Source organism: Bacteroidia bacterium (assembly GCA_041391665.1).
In the GTDB taxonomy this organism is placed as follows: domain Bacteria; phylum Bacteroidota; class Bacteroidia; order J057; family J057; genus JAGQVA01.
Window position 1 is genome coordinate 424,932 of record JAWKNO010000002.1, and the last position, 17,119, is coordinate 442,050.

Sequence of the window (17,119 nt, forward strand, 5' to 3'; positions counted from 1 at the left end):
TTGTCTCCGTACACATCCGATTTCTGCTTTTGCTCTTCAGAAGATGAGTCGGGGCGGAGCTATTCTGAATTTTGATAGTTCCTGAAAGCCATTATTTAAATATTGAAAAATTAACTCTTTCAACTAGTTTGTTTCTGGAATTTTCCTGATTTTAACTACTATTATTATGAACATTAAACAAAAAGCAAAAAGTTTCTATTTGCTGCTACTAACAATGTTGGGGCTCATTGTTGGCAGTAGCGTCCACGCCCAGACCGTATCCGGTACGGTTACATCCAGTGCAGACGGGAGTCCGTTGGCTGGAGCTACTGTATTGGTGGAGGGTACGACTGTCGGTGCTTTTACCAATGCCGATGGTAAATACTCTCTCAATGCAGGTGACAATGCAAACCTCATTTTTTCTTTTGTTGGTTTCACAAGGCAAACGATTGCCGTAAATGGACGCACCGTTATCGATGTGGTGATGGAAGCAAATGAATCAACACTGGAAGAAGTTGTCGTGGTAGGTTACGGTACCGTAAAGAAGAAAGATCTTACGGGTGCAGTATCATCTATTAAGGCAGAGGACTTCAACGCAGGTATCATCATCGCTCCTGACCAGTTGGTACAGGGTAAAGTCGCAGGTGTTCAGATTATGAACAATAGCGGTCAGCCTGGTGGTACTGCTACCTTCCGTATCCGTGGTAATGCTTCTGTTCGTTCCGGTAACCAGCCGCTTTTCGTAGTGGACGGTGTGCCTTTGGATGGCAGAACAGCGAGACCTGACATCGGTCTTTCTGGTGTAGGAGCATCTCCTTCTTCAAACCCACTCAACTTCATCAACCCTAATGATATTGAGTCTATTGATGTATTGAAAGATGCTTCAGCAACAGCTATCTATGGTTCACGTGGTGCAAATGGTGTGGTAATTATCACTACCAAAAGAGGTAAAGCAGGCGCTCCTTCTGTAAGCTACAATGCTTCTGTGGGAGTAAGCTCCATTCTGAAAAGACTGGATGTACTTACCGGTGATGAATATCGTAAGACACTTGCTGATTACGGCCTTACAGGTGGTGATTTTGGTGGCAATGAAGATGCGCTGGGGGCTATCCTCCGCAATGGTATTACCCAAAACTATAATGTTTCTATCAATGGTGGAAACGATCAGGGCAGATACCGTATTTCTACCAGCTACCTCGATCAGCAAGGGATTATTCAGAAGAGTGGGTTGAAAAAATATACCAGTAGCTTCAATGGATCATACAATTTCCTGAATGACCGTTTGACTATTGATATGAATTTGCTCGCTTCTCACAACAAAGAGCAGATCGCCCCGATTGTGAATGATGCCGGATTTACAGGCAGTCTTATTGGCCAGGCGCTTCAGTGGTTCCCTACAAGACCGTTGAGAAAAGCGAATGGTGATCTGGACATTGAGTTGGGTTCTACTACCATCAATCCCCTTGCCATGCTTGAGGCCAATGATGACGTAGCTAACACCACCAATATTCTGGGAAGTATTTCTCCTTCGTTCAAAATTACAGATAAACTGCAGTATCGTTTTCTGTATAGCATCAACCACGGGTTAGGTATCCGTAAGTCTCAGACCGCTTCCTGGATTAATATTCAGGGGGTAGAAGGAAGAGGCTGGGGTGCTTTCTCAAATAATGAACTGACTACTCAGCAGTTTACTCATACCCTTTCCTACAATACCTCTATCGGCTCTAATGTCGATCTGAATGCAGTTGCCGGGTATGAATATATGAAATTTGAAAACCGCGGTATGCGCCTTTCAGGCCAGGATTTTCTGACAGATGAGCTGCCTTATAACAACATTCTGCAAAACTCATCTCAAAGCAGCCGTAATATCAGCTCATTTGCTGACCCAACCTCTGAGCTGCAGTCCTTCTTTGGCCGTGCCAATGTCAACATTCAGGGTAAATACCTTTTGACAGCAACCGTTCGTGCTGATGGTTCCAGCAAATTTGGTGACAATAACAAATACGGAGTTTTCCCATCCTTTGCTGCTGCATGGAATCTTGCAAATGAAGACTTCCTCTCCGGATCTCCATTTGAAAGCCTGAAACTACGCGCGGGTTGGGGAAAAACTGGTAACCAGGAGTTTCCCGCTGGTGCTTCTCAGGAAAGATATGGTTTCGGTAACAATGGTGTATTCAACGGACTTGAAAACGTTGCTAACCCTGACCTGAGATGGGAAACCTCTACGACCCTCAATTTAGGTCTTGATTTCAGTGTTGCAAATGGCCGTCTCTACGGTTCACTTGACTTCTTCAACAGATCCACCACTGACCTCCTCTTCAACTTCGAAACCATTCAGCCCGCTCCCGCAGGTCGTTACTGGGTGAATCTCGATGGGGAAGTCGTAAACTCAGGGTTTGAATTTTTGGTGAATACCTTTATCATCTCCAAAGACAACTTCTCATGGGAAGTCGGAGTAAATGGTGCATTCTTGAAAAACGTGCTGACCAACTATGTAGGTCCTACGGTTCTTACCGGTGCTCTTCACGGACAAGGGATCACAGGTTCTACTGTTCAGCGTCTGGAAAACGATCAGCCTCTTAACTCCTTCTACGTAAGAGAGTGGAATGGTATTGGTGAAAACGGACTGGATAATCTGACTGATGGTGGAAATACCTTGTACTTCCTCGGGGATCCAAACCCGGATATTCTCCTCGGTATCACTACCAGCCTTACAGCAGGTAAACTGTCTGCCAATGTCAACTTCAATGGCGCATTTGGGCACCAGATTTACAACAACACTGCGAATACCATTCTTCCGATCGGTAACCTGAACTCTGGTAGAAATATCGCAGCTTCTCTGCTGGATGTAGCCAACCAGGAAAATCTTTCCAACTCGATCAAGTCTTCCTCCAGATACCTGGAAAGCGGTGACTACCTGAAACTTACCAACGCTACGATTTCATACAACCTGGGCGATTTGTTTAATGGTTATGTGAAAGGCGCAAGAGTCTTCGTAACCGGACAGAACTTATTTGTTCTGACAAACTTCACCGGTTTTGACCCTGAAGTTAACGTTGACAAGCAGGTAAGTGGTGTACCTTCATTTGGAATCGAATACGCTGTTTACCCAAGTGCTCGTAGCATCATTGCAGGTGTAAGTTTTTCTTTCTAATTGGTGAGCAGTTAGTTTAACCTTTTAAAAAATTAATTCATTATGAAAATCAAAAGAATATTAATCACTTTCAGTGTGATGACATTCTTCTCCCTGGGTTGTACTGACCTTGTGGAAAACCTCAATGAAGATTTATCGGGCCAGGCTGCTCAGGACTTCATTAAGGCTAGAACCGATGTCAGCGCATTGCTTCAGGCGTCTTATGAAGGCCTCCGCCTTCCCTACCAGGATCAGTCTCGTTTCTGGGCTGCTCAAGAGCACACTTCTGATGAAGTAATCGGCCCCACCCGTGGACCAGACTGGGATGACAACGGTGTATGGCGTGTGCTTCATGATCACACATGGGCGGCTGATCACTCCTTCCTTACCAGTACTTTCAATGAACTGCTACAGGTAGTTTTTAGTACGACCAATATCCTGAGCTTTAATCCTTCTGCTAGTCAGGCTGCTGAAGCGCGTTTTATCCGTGCCTTCGTAATGTTCTCCGTAGCTGACGGTTGGGGACAGGTTCCTTTCAGAGAGCCCGGCGACAATCTGCTTGATGCACCCCGTGTACTTGGCGGAGACGAAGCTGTTGCTTTTATTATCTCTGAGCTGAATGCAATCCTTCCTGACCTGCCAGATGGTCCTACTTACCTTGCCAATAAAGATGCTGCACGTGTGCTTCTGATGAAAGCTTACCTGAATAAAGGTACTTTCGCCAACCGTCAGTCTCCTGCTTTTGACAATGGTGATATGAACCAGGTAATTACGATTGCCGACCAGCTGATCAACAGTGGCAAATATCAGATCGCAGATAACTTCTACGACAACTTTGCCCCTAACAATGATGCGATCTCTACTGAGCTTATTTTCACCAACCAAAACCGTGGTGGCGAAAGCAGTGGAAACGTACGTGCCCGTTGGTTCTGTACCCTTCACTACAACAACAACCCTTCAGGTTGGAATGGTTTCACAACGATTGCTGACTTCTACAACAAGTTTGAAGATGGTGACGTGCGCAAAAGCGCTGACTATACCGGCCAGACTGACGTTTCCGGTCTTAAAGTGGGTTTCCTCGAAGGTCAGCAGTTTGACCAGAATGGGGTTGCGCTGAAAGATCGTAAAGGCGCTCCGCTGGTTTTCACCAAAGAAGTGAAACTCATTGAAACCGGTGATAACCTCGAAGTAACGGGTGTACGGGTAGTAAAATATCCGATCGACTATGTTAGCGGCGACAACTCTGATAATGACTATGTCTTCTTCCGTTATGCAGACGTACTGCTGATGAAAGCTGAAGCGCTTCTCCGCTCTGGTGGAAGCACTGCTGACGCGCTGGCTGCTGTTAACTCCATTCGTGCAAAAAGAGGAGTTGCTGATCGTACTTCCCTTACACTTGATGATATTCTGGACGAAAGAGGTTTTGAACTCTACTGGGAAGGATGGCGCCGTCAGGACCTGATCCGTTTCGGTAAATTCCTCAATGCATGGAATGAAAAACCTGCTTCCGGTTCTGAAAGACTCCTGTTCCCGATCCCCAGCACTGCACTGGCTGTGAATCCGAACCTTCAGCAAAATCCTGGATACTAATCCTTTTGAAATATGTTATGGAAAAAGGTCATTGATACTAATGACCTTTTTCCGTTTATATTCCACCCAAACCCATGCGTTATTTTCCCCTGCTTCTGCTGTTTTTGGGTTTCGCCTGCACTAAGCAGGAGGTCGCTCAAAAGCAATTTAAATGGATGAACCATACCGAAACGGGTATTTCATTCACCAATACTGTAACCAATTCTGAAGATTTTAACATCTTCAGTTACCGCAATTTCTATAACGGAGGAGGCGTGGCAATCGGCGACATCAATAATGATGGACTCTCCGATGTCTATTTCACCTCCAACATGGGCGCTAATAAATTATTTCTCAATAAAGGGAACTGGAAATTTGAAGATATTTCTGCGCAGGCTGGAATTGAAGACGCCACAAAATGGAGTACAGGTGTGGCGCTGGTGGATATCAATAACGATGGCTGGTTGGATATTTACGTCTGCAATGCCGGTTATCGCGAAGGGGTCGATCAGGCAAATTCTCTCTTTATCAACAATCAAAACCTCACATTCACCGAGTCTGCCGCTTCTTTTGGGCTGGCTGAAAATGGCTATACCACACATGCTGGTTTTTTTGACTATGATCTCGATGGCGACCTGGATGTATATATTCTCAACAATAGTTTTATTCCCGTCAATACTCTTAACTACAGCAACAAACGTGAACTCAGGGCCGAAGAATGGCCGGTAAAAGATTTTCTAAAGGGAGGGGGAGATAAACTCCTCCGCAATGATGGCGGGAAATTTACCGATGTAAGTGAAGCCGCAGGCATTTATGGAAGCCTGATTGGCTTTGGACTCGGTGTCACCATCGGAGATGTAAATGAAGATATGTATCCCGATATCTACGTCTCCAATGACTTTTTTGAAAGGGATTACCTGTATATCAATCAAAAAGACGGAACTTTCACTGAAAAGCTCCAGGAGTCAATGTCCCATATTTCGCACTCCTCCATGGGCGCAGACATGGCAGACATCAATAATGATGGTCGCCCGGAAATATTTGTCACCGATATGCTTCCTGACGATGAATACAGACTCAAAACGACGACTTCTTTTGATAATATCAATCAGTTTAAGCTAAAGCAGGATCGGGGTTTTTACAATCAGTATATGCACAATACCCTTCAACTGAATGAAGGGAAAAACCAGTTTCAGGAAATCTCATGGTTTAGTGGGGTGCAGGCTTCTGACTGGAGTTGGGGGGCGCTGATGTTTGATGCTGACAATGACGCTTATGCAGATATTTATGTTTGCAACGGTATCTACCACGATGTGATCGATCAGGATTTTATCGACTTTTTTGCCAATGATGTCATTCAGAAAATGGCGCTCACCGGAGAGAAGGAAGAAATGAATGAAGTCATCAATAAAATGCCTTCTCTCCCGGTCAAAAACAAGGCATTCCGAAACGAAGGAAATCTCAGATTTGAAGACGTTACTGATTCCTGGGGATTTACTGAAAAATCGTTCTCCAACGGTGCTGCCTATGGTGATCTCGATAACGATGGCGACCTCGATCTGGTCGTAAATAATGTGAATCAGGAAGCTTTTGTATATCAGAATCTAAGCAATTCCGTTTCTTCCAACCACTTTGCCGGTATTAGTCTGGAAGGAACCTCCGAAAACAGGTTTGCCGTAGGGGCAAAAGCTGAGTTCTTTGCCGGAGGGAAAAATATCAACCGACAGTTGTTTCCCACTCGTGGATTTCAGTCTTCGGTTGATTATAAGATGATAGTTGGTTTGGGCAATGCTGCGATAATTGATTCCATCCGGATTATTTGGCCGGACTTAAAGGTTTCTGTTTCTTACCAGCTACCAGTTGATTCATTGTATGTTTTCCGCTATGATGATCAGGTTTTGCGTACCTGGCAACCGGTGCAGGCGGAGTCTGCTTCTCCCTATCTGGTTGCAGAAACCAATGATTTTGAAGCCCATAAAGAGGACGATTATATTGATTTCTATTACGAAGGAAATATCCCCGAAATGTTATCGCAGGAGGGGCCATGTGCGGGAGTCGCCGATGTGAATGGCGATGGATTGGAAGATATATTTATTGGAGGAGCTGCCGGTCAGGCCGGGCAGTTATATATCCAGACCTCCAAGGGTTTTAAAAGGCAACTCAGTGAAGCATTTGCAATGGATGCCAATTCGGAGGATACAGCCATTGCATTTTTTGATTCCGATGGAGACGGGGATCTGGATTTATTTGTAGGAAGCGGGGGCAATAATCATCCGTATCGCGACCGACGGATGCAAGACAGGTTGTATATCAATGACGGGAAAGGCAATTTCCGCGCGGAAGCATTTGCATTACCTCCCAATGGCATGAACACTTCCGTTGCCATTCCTTATGATTTTGATGAAGACGGTGATATAGACTTATTTGTGGGCAGTCGCAGCGTCCCTATGGAATATGGATTAAACCCATCCAATTATTTGTATCTCAACAATGGCGCAGGCAGATTTACAGACGTCGCCCGGTCTGAAAATGATATTATTTCTCTGGCAGGCATGGTTACGGATGCAGCCTGGATAGATCTGGTAGGCGGCCCCAATAAAGAGCTGGTGCTCGTTGGGGAATGGATGAGCCCAAAGGTGTATATGTACAATGGAAAGCGTTTTCAGGAGGTAGAAACCAACCTCAGTGATTACCAGGGGTGGTGGTCTGCTCTGGCTTTCAGTGACATTGACCACGACGGAGATATGGATCTTGCACTGGGAAATCTGGGGGAGAATTTTTACCTGAAAGCTTCCAAAGAAACCCCGCTGAAACTATGGATCAACGATTTTGATCAAAACCAGACCCTCGAAAAAATCATTACCCGAACGATCGACGGAAAAGACATGCCTGTGCCGCTGAAAAGAGACATGACCATGCAAATTGTTTCCCTGAAACAACAAAATCTCAAACATGTCGATTATGCTAAGAAGGCCATTCAGGATCTGTTTTCACAAGAATCGCTGAGCCAGTCTTTGGTGAAACAGACCAACTACCTGAAAACCAGTTTTGCCATCAACAATGGAAACGGCCAGTTTGAAATCCGCGAAATGGCACCCGAAGTTCAACTTTCCTGTATAAATAGCGCCCTTTTTACCGATGTCAATGGAGATGGATTTGATGACCTGATTATGGGCGGTAATAATTACGATTTTCAGCCACAATTTTCCCGGCTGGATGCGAGTCAGGGCCATATCCTGCTCAATGACCAGAAAGGAAATTTTGCCTGCATTCCGGAGAATGAGTCTGGCCTGAGCGTCAATGGGGAAGTCAGACAGATCAGCCTGATCTCAAACGGAGATACCCGTAGGGTAATCTTCCTGATCAACAACCAGAAACCCGCTGTATATATGATTTCACGGGTGGATATGTAATCACATTGATCATGAAATCTGCTTTTAAAATAGGTATTATTGTCTCTCTTCTTTCATTGGTTGCCTGCCGTAAAACCACAGATGATCAGGCTTTGTTTGTATTGCGTGAGCCTGCTTCAACGGGTATTTCATTTGCCAATGACCTTACCCTTACGCTTGATCTGAACATATTTAACTATATGTACTTTTTTAATGGCGGTGGCGTCGGGGCTGGTGATTTTAATAATGACGGGCAGATTGACTTATTTTTTACTGCAAACTTATTGCCCAACAAACTCTATCTCAATGAGGGAAAACTGAAGTTTCGCGACGTATCTGAAAAGGCGGGAATTGTCAACGATGGCGGTTGGTCCACAGGGGTGTCAGTGGTAGATATCAACTGCGATGGGAAACTCGATATTTATATTTCTCAGGTAGGCGATCTGGACAAACTTCAGGGAAAAAATCAATTGTTTGTCTGTACAGGAATCGATGAAAACGGCATCCCGCACTATGAAGAAAAAGCGGCAGCATATGGGTTGGATTTTAAAGGATTTTCTACCCAGGCTGCTTTTTTTGACTATGATATGGATGGTGATCTGGATATGTTTCTGCTCAATCACTCCCTCCATGCCAATGGAACTTTTGGGCCCCGGGCTTCTTTTGAGGGACAGATTCATCCATTATCGGGTGACAAACTGTTTCGCAATGATGGGCAGAAATTTACAGACGTAACAGAAAAATCTGGTATCAGAAGCACAGTCATCGGTTATGGATTGGGGGTTGCGACCGGAGACCTTAACATGGATGGGTTTCCTGATATCTATGTAGGGAATGATTTTCATGAAAATGATTACCTCTATATCAATCAGGGAGACGGTACATTCAAAGAGGTACTGACAGAAAAAATGATGCATACCAGCCGGTTTTCGATGGGCGTGGACATTGGCGACTTAAATAACGATTCCCGGCAGGAGGTCATCTCCCTGGATATGTTGCCCTATGACCCCGAAATTTTGAAAAAATCGGAAGGAGAAGACGCCTATAAAATCTTTCAGTACAAGGTAACACAGGGCTACAATCACCAGTATGCCCGCAATAATCTCCAACTAAACAAAGGAAACGGAACATTCAGCGAAATTGGGCTTTATGCAGGTGTTTATGCCACGGATTGGTCATGGGCACCGCTTCTCGCTGATTTTGACAATGACGGACGAAAGGATTTATTTGTCTCTAACGGGATTCCCAAGCGGATGAACGATATGGACTATATAAACTTCATGGCCAATGAAGATATCCAGTGGCGGATTCGCACAAAAAATATGGTAAACGGCGACCTTGCAGTCGTTGAAAATATGCCCGAAATCAAGCTGCCAAATGAATTTTTTCGGAATGAGGGCGATATGAAATTTGCCAATCTGGGTAAAAGTATCCGCAACAATCTCCCTACCTATTCCAATGGCGCTGTATATGCCGATCTGGACAATGATGGCGACCTGGATTTTGTCGTCAATAATATCAACGATCCTGCCTATATCTATGAAAACCTGCACAAGCTCGCCGATAAAACCGATTTCCTGAAACTCACACTTTCGGGTGCCAAAACAAATCCGGACGCGGTCGGTGCAAAAATTCTGGTGTACCGGGGTGCTGAAAACAGACTGTATGAAAACTACCCGGTGAGAGGTTTCCAATCCAGTATGGTGATTCCGATGCATGTGGGAGTCGGTGGCGCTTCAACGCCTGATTCTATTATTCTGATCTGGCCGGATAATACTTTTCAAAAGCTCACTGAAAAAGCGGGTGAACATACTATTGCCTATACAGAACATCTTCCTGTCTACAATTATCAGAATTTCAACCGCAAAAATAACCCCCCATTTACCGCTAAAGACATAACAAGTACTTCCGGCCTTTCTCTGACCCATCATGAAAACCCTTTTCTCGAATTTGACCGTGAACCGCTTCTCCCACATATGAACTCTACAGAAGGCCCGGCCCTCGCAGTAGGCGATGTCAATGGCGACGGGCGGGAAGACCTTTACCTGGGGTCCTCCAAACGTACTGTCGGGAAACTGATGATTCAGCAGGCCAATGGGACATTTAGAGAATCCTATCAACCTGATTTTCATGCTGACAGTATGTATGAGGAAACAGATGCTGTTTTTGCTGATATAAATGGAGACTCCTGGCCAGATCTGCTGGTCGCTTCCGGCGGCAATGAATATTACAATCAGGATCCCCTGCTTATGCCACGGGTTTATCTGGGAAATGCCTCCGGCCAGTTTCATCGAAAAGCAGATGCATTTGACAGCATTTTTATGACTGCTTCAGGACTGGCTGTTTATGATTTTAGTGGTGATGGGATACCTGATTTGTTTATAGGCGGAAGAACTGTGCCCTGGAAGTACGGCGAAACACCGGCTTCCTATCTGTTGGTAAATGACGGAACCGGAAAGTTTACAGAAAAGACGGAGACCTTTGCTCCCGGCCTTTCAAAAGTGGGGATGGTTACAGCCTGCGAATGGTATGATTCCGATAAGGATGGCGACAAGGATTTGATTATCAGTCTGGAATGGGGCGGAATCGTTTGTTTTGTCAATAACGGTGGCAAATTCGAACAACAGACTATCACAGATAAGAAGGGCTGGTGGAATTTTATTTTACCCGGAGATATTGACAACGACGGAGACATGGATCTGATCGCCGGGAACCTGGGACTCAACAGCCGTTTGCAGGCATCACCAGAAGAACCTGTTCGGATGTATTTCAGCGATTTTGATGATAATGGAACCCCCGAGCAACTATTGTCCTATTATCTCAATGGCAAAGAAGTTCCATTTGCCAATATGATTGAATTGGAAAAACAAATGCCCGCCCTGAAACAGAAATACCTGTATGCTGCTGACTTTGCGAGGGATGAGTTTAGCCAGATGTTTAGCAGGGACAAAATTCAGGCAGCAACAATTTGGGAGGCCAACTATTTTTCTAATGCGGTCATCCTGAATAATGGAGATGGCACCTTTGAGGTAAAACCATTGCCCTGGCAGGCCCAGTTTACCCCTTACCGTACCGGAGTCTTGACAGATGCGAATGGAGATGCATTGCCTGACGTATTTCTGGGCGGAAATTATTATGAAAGTAATATTCAGATGGGGCGTTATGATGCAGATTTTGGCACAGTGCTCATAAACCGCGGAGATGGCAATTTTGAGGTAACCCATCTCAACGATATAGAAGTTAAGGGGCAGGTGAGGAAAGTTAGAAAAATTTCAATTTCCGGTCAGGAATCATTGATACTTGCCCGAAACAATGATACATTAAAAGTTATTCAACTAAACCACCTAATGCCATGAGGAACTACCTGCTACTCGCTACTTTATTGATCGGACTAATGGCCTGTAAAACCAGTCAGCCTGTATCTGAGAAAAAAACTGACTCCAAAGTGCATGAAGATGCAACGACAATTTCTGACCTTCAAAACACGATTGATTTAACTGATCACCTGCGAAAAGTATCCGGTGTCTGGGTACAGGGAACAGGTTCTCAGGCTACAATCCGTATCCGCGGTAATGCCGGACTTCAAACCTCGGGAGAACCCCTGTACATCGTCAATGGAAGCCAGATTTCAAGTGGCTACAGCACGGTGTATAATATGGTCGGGAATGTCAACGATATAAAAACTATTCAGGTGCTTAAAGATCCCTCAGAGACCTCCTTCTATGGCGTAAGGGGAAGCAATGGGGTTATCATCATCAAATTGAAATAATTTCTGAATATGAAACGGCGACTGCTACAACATTTTTTGATTTTTTCGACGCTTCTGGCAATCAATTTTGGTGGAATCGCTCAGGATACCTGGGTAATTAAAACCGATCAGATAAATCCCGACAACTATTTTGGCGTAACGGTAGCCAATGGCATGATGGGGCTTGTCTCTTCGCCGAATCCACTTGAAATGAAAGATATTGTTCTCAATGGAGTATTTGATACATATGGAAGAGGCCGTGTATCTAATATTCTCAAAGGGTTCAATTTCGCCAATATGCAGCTGGATGTGGATGGAAGAAGGTTGGGAATGAAAGATTTTTCCAATCTGACTCAGGAAATCAATATGAAGGAGGCGACGTTTATTTCGAGGTTTGATTATCAGGACAAAATCTCTGTCATTTATTCAGTTCGGGCGCTCCGTCATTTGCCATTTACAGCAATGATCGAGATGGAGGTCGTTGCCAAAAAAGATGTGAATATATCTCCCGGCAATATTATGCGTGCACCGGAAATCTTGCGAGATGTGAAAAACTTTTACAGCATGATTGACCGGCCACATGTAAAAATTCCGATGATGACTTCTGTGGCTAAAAGTCCTACAGGCAAACACACGGTGGCTGCTTCCTGTAGCTACTTGTTTGAGGGACATGAATCCCCAACGCTTATTCATGAAGAGTGGGACTACGACATGCATCTTGTCCGTTTTGTAAAGGAACTGAAAGCGGGAGAAAAATTTCGATTTTCAGTGGTGGGATCTGAGTGTTCTACCGAACACTACTCAGATCCGCACAATGAAGCAGAGCGGTTGACAATCTATGCCGCATTGGAAGGGCGGGAACGGTTATTGTCCCGGCATCTGGCTGCGTGGGAGGATTTGTGGAAAAGCGATATTATCGTAGAAGGAGATGAGGTTGCCCAGCGCGATATCCGGTTTGCGCTGTATCATTTGTACTCTTTTGTGAGAGAAGGTACTGCATACAGTCCATCGCCGATGGGTCTTTCGGGCCTTGGATACAATGGCCATGTTTTTTGGGATACGGAGCTATGGATGTACCCGCCATTACTGATGTTGCGGCCAGAGATTGCACGGTCGCTGCTCGAATACCGCTATGAGCGATTGGAAGTGGCCAAACAGAATGCGCGGAGTCATGGCTATGACGGGGCCATGTTCCCCTGGGAATCCGACGGAATAGGGCAGGAGGCTACGCCCGTATGGGCATTGACCGGCCCCTTTGAGCACCATATCACAGGATGTGTTGGCTGGGCATTCTGGAAATATTATCAGGTAACCGGCGACAAAACCTGGCTTCGCGAAAGAGGTTGGCCAGTATTAAAGGAAGTCGCTGCTTTCTGGGCAAGCCGCGCAGAAAAAGGCGATGATGGCAAATATCATATTATCAATGTAGTGGCAGCCGACGAATGGGCGGAAAATGTCGATGATAACGCGTTTACCAATGCGGTTGCTATTGAGGCATTGCGTTATGCTACGGAAGCTGCGGCTGTACTGGGCGAACATGCTGATCCCCGCTGGCAGGTAGTGGCTGATAATATGACGATTCTCACGTTTGCTGACGGCGTGACGCGCGAACACGCAACGTATGAAGGCGAAACCATCAAACAGGGAGATGTCAACCTGCTGGCTTATCCGTTGGGTCTGATTACAGACAAAAAACAAATAAAGAAAGATTTGGATTATTATGAACCACGGATGTCGCCGGATGGCCCTGCTATGGGGCATGCGGTATTATCTATTTTGCACAACCGTTATGGCGATAGTAAAAAGTCGTACGAGCTATTTGTGAAAGGCTATAAACCTAATGGCGTGCCTCCCTTTGGGGTGATGGCAGAAACTGCCGGAGGTACAAACCCTTATTTTGCAACAGGTGCAGGCGGTATGTTACAGGCTGTATTGGCAGGATTTGGCGGATTGGAAATCAGTAGTTCGGGTATTATTCAATTGAAATCTTCCCTCCCTAAAAACTGGAAGTCGCTGACAATCACGGGTGTGGGTAAAGATCGTAAGCCGTTTTCAGTAAAGCCATAGACCTCTGCAGGATTGTTTTGGGGTAGAATATTTGTTACTGATTATTTAATTCATAAAATTTGACCTTGTTCATTTTTGCATAATTTGTGATATGAGTACTCAATTTAGACATTTCGCTTTTGTTGTAGTGTGGCTAACGGTTATGGTAAGTGGATGCCAGACCGATGATTCATGGAAGACAACTACCCAGGATCCCGAACTCTTGCATAAAACGGTTAAGAACCTTACGGATATTATCGTTTATGATATTTTTAGCCCGCCGGTTGCCAGCAGAATATACGCCTATACCAATATAGCGGCTTATGAAGTGTTGGTAAATGACCATCCCGAATATAAATCACTAGCCGGACAACTGACTGGCCTTGAGACGACGCCTTTACCTGATACGTCAAAAGAAATTTGTTATCCCCTGGCTGCTGTTCAGGCATTTCTGACGGTTTCCCGTACCATGATTTTTTCTCAGGACAAACTGAGTGCCTACGAAAAGGAAGTCATGGACAAGTTTCGTGCGATGGGTGTCCCTTCTGATGTATTTACGGCATCGCTGGAATATGGAACCAAGGTAGGCCAACATATTATAGATTGGTCGGGAAACGACAATTATAAACAAACCCGCACTTTCCCGCGCTATACCGTCAATGATGATCCTGCCCGTTGGACGCCAACGCCGCCTGATTATATGGATGGAATCGAACCGCACTGGAGCCGCATTCGTCCTTTTGTGATCAAATCGTCGGATCAGTTTGTGCCAGTCAAACCTACCAGTTTCAGTACAGATACTGCCAGCACTTTCTATAAAGAGATGATGGAAGTGTACAACATTGGCAACCAGCTCACGGATGAACAAAAGGCGATTGCCGAATTCTGGGACTGTAACCCGTTTGTTACTCACCATCAGGGGCACGTGATGTTTGCTACAAAAAAAATCACACCCGGTGGCCACTGGATAGGTATTACGCTCATTGCCTGCCGGAAAGAAAATGCAGATATCATGCGAAGTTCAGAAGCATATACCCGTACTTCCATTGCATTGGCAGATGCATTTATCAGTTGCTGGGATGAAAAATACCGCAGTGTGCTGATTCGTCCGGAGACGGTAATCAATCAATATGTGGATGAACAATGGCGCCCTCTCCTTCAAACGCCGCCATTTCCTGAATATACAAGCGGACATAGTGTCATTTCTGCCTCTGCTGCTACCACACTTACCGCTCTGTTTGGTGAGCCATTTGCTTTTATGGATTCAACGGAGAAAGAATATGGACTTCCAATGCGGTCGTTTAATTCCTTCTTTGAAGCGTCATCAGAAGCGGCAATCAGCCGGATGTATGGCGGCATTCACTATCGCCCGGCTTGTGAAAATGGTGTCGATCAGGGCAAAAAAGTCGGGGCTTTTATTGTGGAGAATCTGACAACGCGAAATTAATTACTACTACTTTCCTTACTACTACTGCCCGGAAACAGGGTGAGCTTTTAAACTAACTACACAATAGTTTTAAAAGAAAAAATTAATCCAATGGAACAATTTACCCTGAATCCTCTGGACATAGGCATTATGATTGTCTATGTGGTCGTAATTATCTGGTACGGACTTCGACATGCCAAACGGCAAAGTGCAGAAGGCTATTTTCTAGCCGGACGCAATATGATCTGGCCGGTTGTCGGAATTTCACTTTTTGCTGCCAATATTTCCAGCAATACACTCACTGGTCTGGCCAGTAGCGCCTTCAATTCTGGTATTAATGTGTATAACTACGAGTGGATGGCAGCTGTGGTATTAGTGTTTTTTGCACTTTTTTTCCTGCCATTTTATCTTCGGTCCAAGGTTTATACCATGCCTGAGTTTTTGGAAAGGCGTTATGACAGCCGTTCCCGTTATTATTTTTCCTTTATTACCATCATCGGGAATGTGATCATTGACACATCCTCTGCCCTTTATGCGGGCAATCTGGTGTTAAAAATTCTTTTCCCCACGCTTTCTTCCACGGTTATTATCATTCTGCTGGCTTTTGCCGCCGCTGCGTACACGATTCCCGGCGGACTATCTTCTGTCGTGCACACAGAAGTGATTCAGGCGATTTTGCTGGTGATTGGCTCTACCGTTCTTACCATTTTTGCCTTTAACGAAGTAGGTGGCTGGAACGGCCTTATGACCGGACTGGATGCTGCCGAATCTGCCGGAATTCTCAATCATCCTAAAGAATACATGCTGAGTCTTGCAGGTAGCGTCGACGACCGAACGATGCCCTGGACAGGTTTGCTCTTTGGAGTACCGATTCTGGGCTTTTATTTCTGGGCGAATAATCAATTTATGGTGCAGCGGGTGCTCAGTGCCAAAGACCTCAACCATGGTCGCTGGGGCGCATTGTTTGCCGGTTTGCTGAAACTTCCCGTCATCCTGATTATGGTGGTTCCTGGCCTCATTGCGATTGTACTTTATAAAGATCTGGACCTTTCATTTCTCAACTATCAAATCCCGGTCGAGGGTGGCGGAACAAAAATTTGCGAAAACCTTTCGGAATGCCCCAATATGACTTATCCGGTATTGCTTTTTAAGCTTTTGCCTACCGGGCTGCTGGGATTGGTTGTCGCGGGATTGCTGGCCGCAATGTCTTCCAGTATCAGCGCTACGCTCAATTCTGCCAGCACCCTGATTACCATGGATTTTGTATCCAAAATGAAACCCGACCTCTCCAGCAAACAATTGGTAAGGGTAGGGCAGATCGCTACAGTAGTTTTGGTATTGCTCGCCGCGGGGTGGGCACCTTTTATCGAAAACTTCCCTTCACTCTTTGACTATCTTCAGCAGGTATTGTCCTATATAGCACCGCCGGTGGTTGGTGTATTTCTGCTAGGGTTGTTCTGGAAACGTGCCAATGCCAACGGCGCATTTGCCTCCCTGATGGCAGGTTTTATAATTTCGATTTTTATGATTCTGTCTTCCATCAATGGCTGGTTCCCCGCGTTAAACCACATTCATTTTTTACATTTGGGCCCCATGCTGCTGGTTTTTTGTATGTTGGTTCATGTCGTGTTTAGTCTCGCAACTGCCCCGCCATCAGCTGAAAAAACGAATGATTATACCTGGACAACGGCTATATTCAGGGAAGAAACCGCAGAACTGGCAGGGTTGCCATGGTATCAAAACTACCGCATATTGTCGGTTATTCTGCTGATCATTACGGTGGTGGTGGTGGGAATCTGTTGGTAAATATTCACACATCAATGTAA

The 17,119-nt window shown here is 45.2% G+C and carries 8 protein-coding genes; all 8 read left to right on the top strand.

The annotated features are described in order from the left end of the window. Positions 1–166 precede the first annotated feature (166 nt). Positions 167–3,133: a SusC/RagA family TonB-linked outer membrane protein gene (locus R3D00_13440; GenBank protein ID MEZ4774181.1), complete on the top strand. Its 2,967-nt coding sequence runs from the start codon at positions 167–169 to the stop codon at positions 3,131–3,133. 42 nt (positions 3,134–3,175) lie between these two features. Beyond that, positions 3,176–4,702, top strand: a complete 1,527-nt coding sequence (locus R3D00_13445; protein MEZ4774182.1) for a RagB/SusD family nutrient uptake outer membrane protein — start codon at positions 3,176–3,178, stop codon at positions 4,700–4,702. Between the two features lie 74 nt (positions 4,703–4,776). Beyond that, on the top strand, positions 4,777–8,094 hold the full coding sequence (locus R3D00_13450) for a VCBS repeat-containing protein (protein ID MEZ4774183.1): 3,318 nt from the start codon (positions 4,777–4,779) through the stop codon (positions 8,092–8,094). An 11-nt stretch (positions 8,095–8,105) separates the two neighbouring features. After that, the gene (locus R3D00_13455) at positions 8,106–11,429 is read left to right on the top strand and encodes a VCBS repeat-containing protein (protein MEZ4774184.1); all 3,324 of its coding nucleotides are present in this window, start codon (positions 8,106–8,108) and stop codon (positions 11,427–11,429) included. Beyond that, complete coding sequence (locus R3D00_13460) at positions 11,426–11,842, top strand: TonB-dependent receptor plug domain-containing protein (GenBank protein ID MEZ4774185.1); 417 nt, start codon at positions 11,426–11,428, stop codon at positions 11,840–11,842. The genes R3D00_13455 and R3D00_13460 overlap by 4 nt, the downstream gene beginning before the upstream one ends. Positions 11,843–11,851: 9 nt before the next feature. After that, positions 11,852–13,888, top strand: coding sequence for a glycoside hydrolase family 65 protein (locus R3D00_13465; protein MEZ4774186.1), 2,037 nt, complete (start codon positions 11,852–11,854; stop codon positions 13,886–13,888). Positions 13,889–13,979: 91 nt separating this feature from the next. Next, positions 13,980–15,314 carry a vanadium-dependent haloperoxidase gene (locus R3D00_13470; GenBank protein MEZ4774187.1) on the top strand — a complete coding sequence of 445 codons (1,335 nt, stop codon included), beginning with the start codon at positions 13,980–13,982 and terminating at the stop codon, positions 15,312–15,314. 90 nt (positions 15,315–15,404) lie between these two features. Then, positions 15,405–17,099 (top strand): sodium:solute symporter, encoded by a 1,695-nt coding sequence (locus tag R3D00_13475; GenBank protein MEZ4774188.1) that lies wholly within the window; start codon positions 15,405–15,407, stop codon positions 17,097–17,099. The last annotated feature ends 20 nt before the right edge of the window (positions 17,100–17,119 follow it).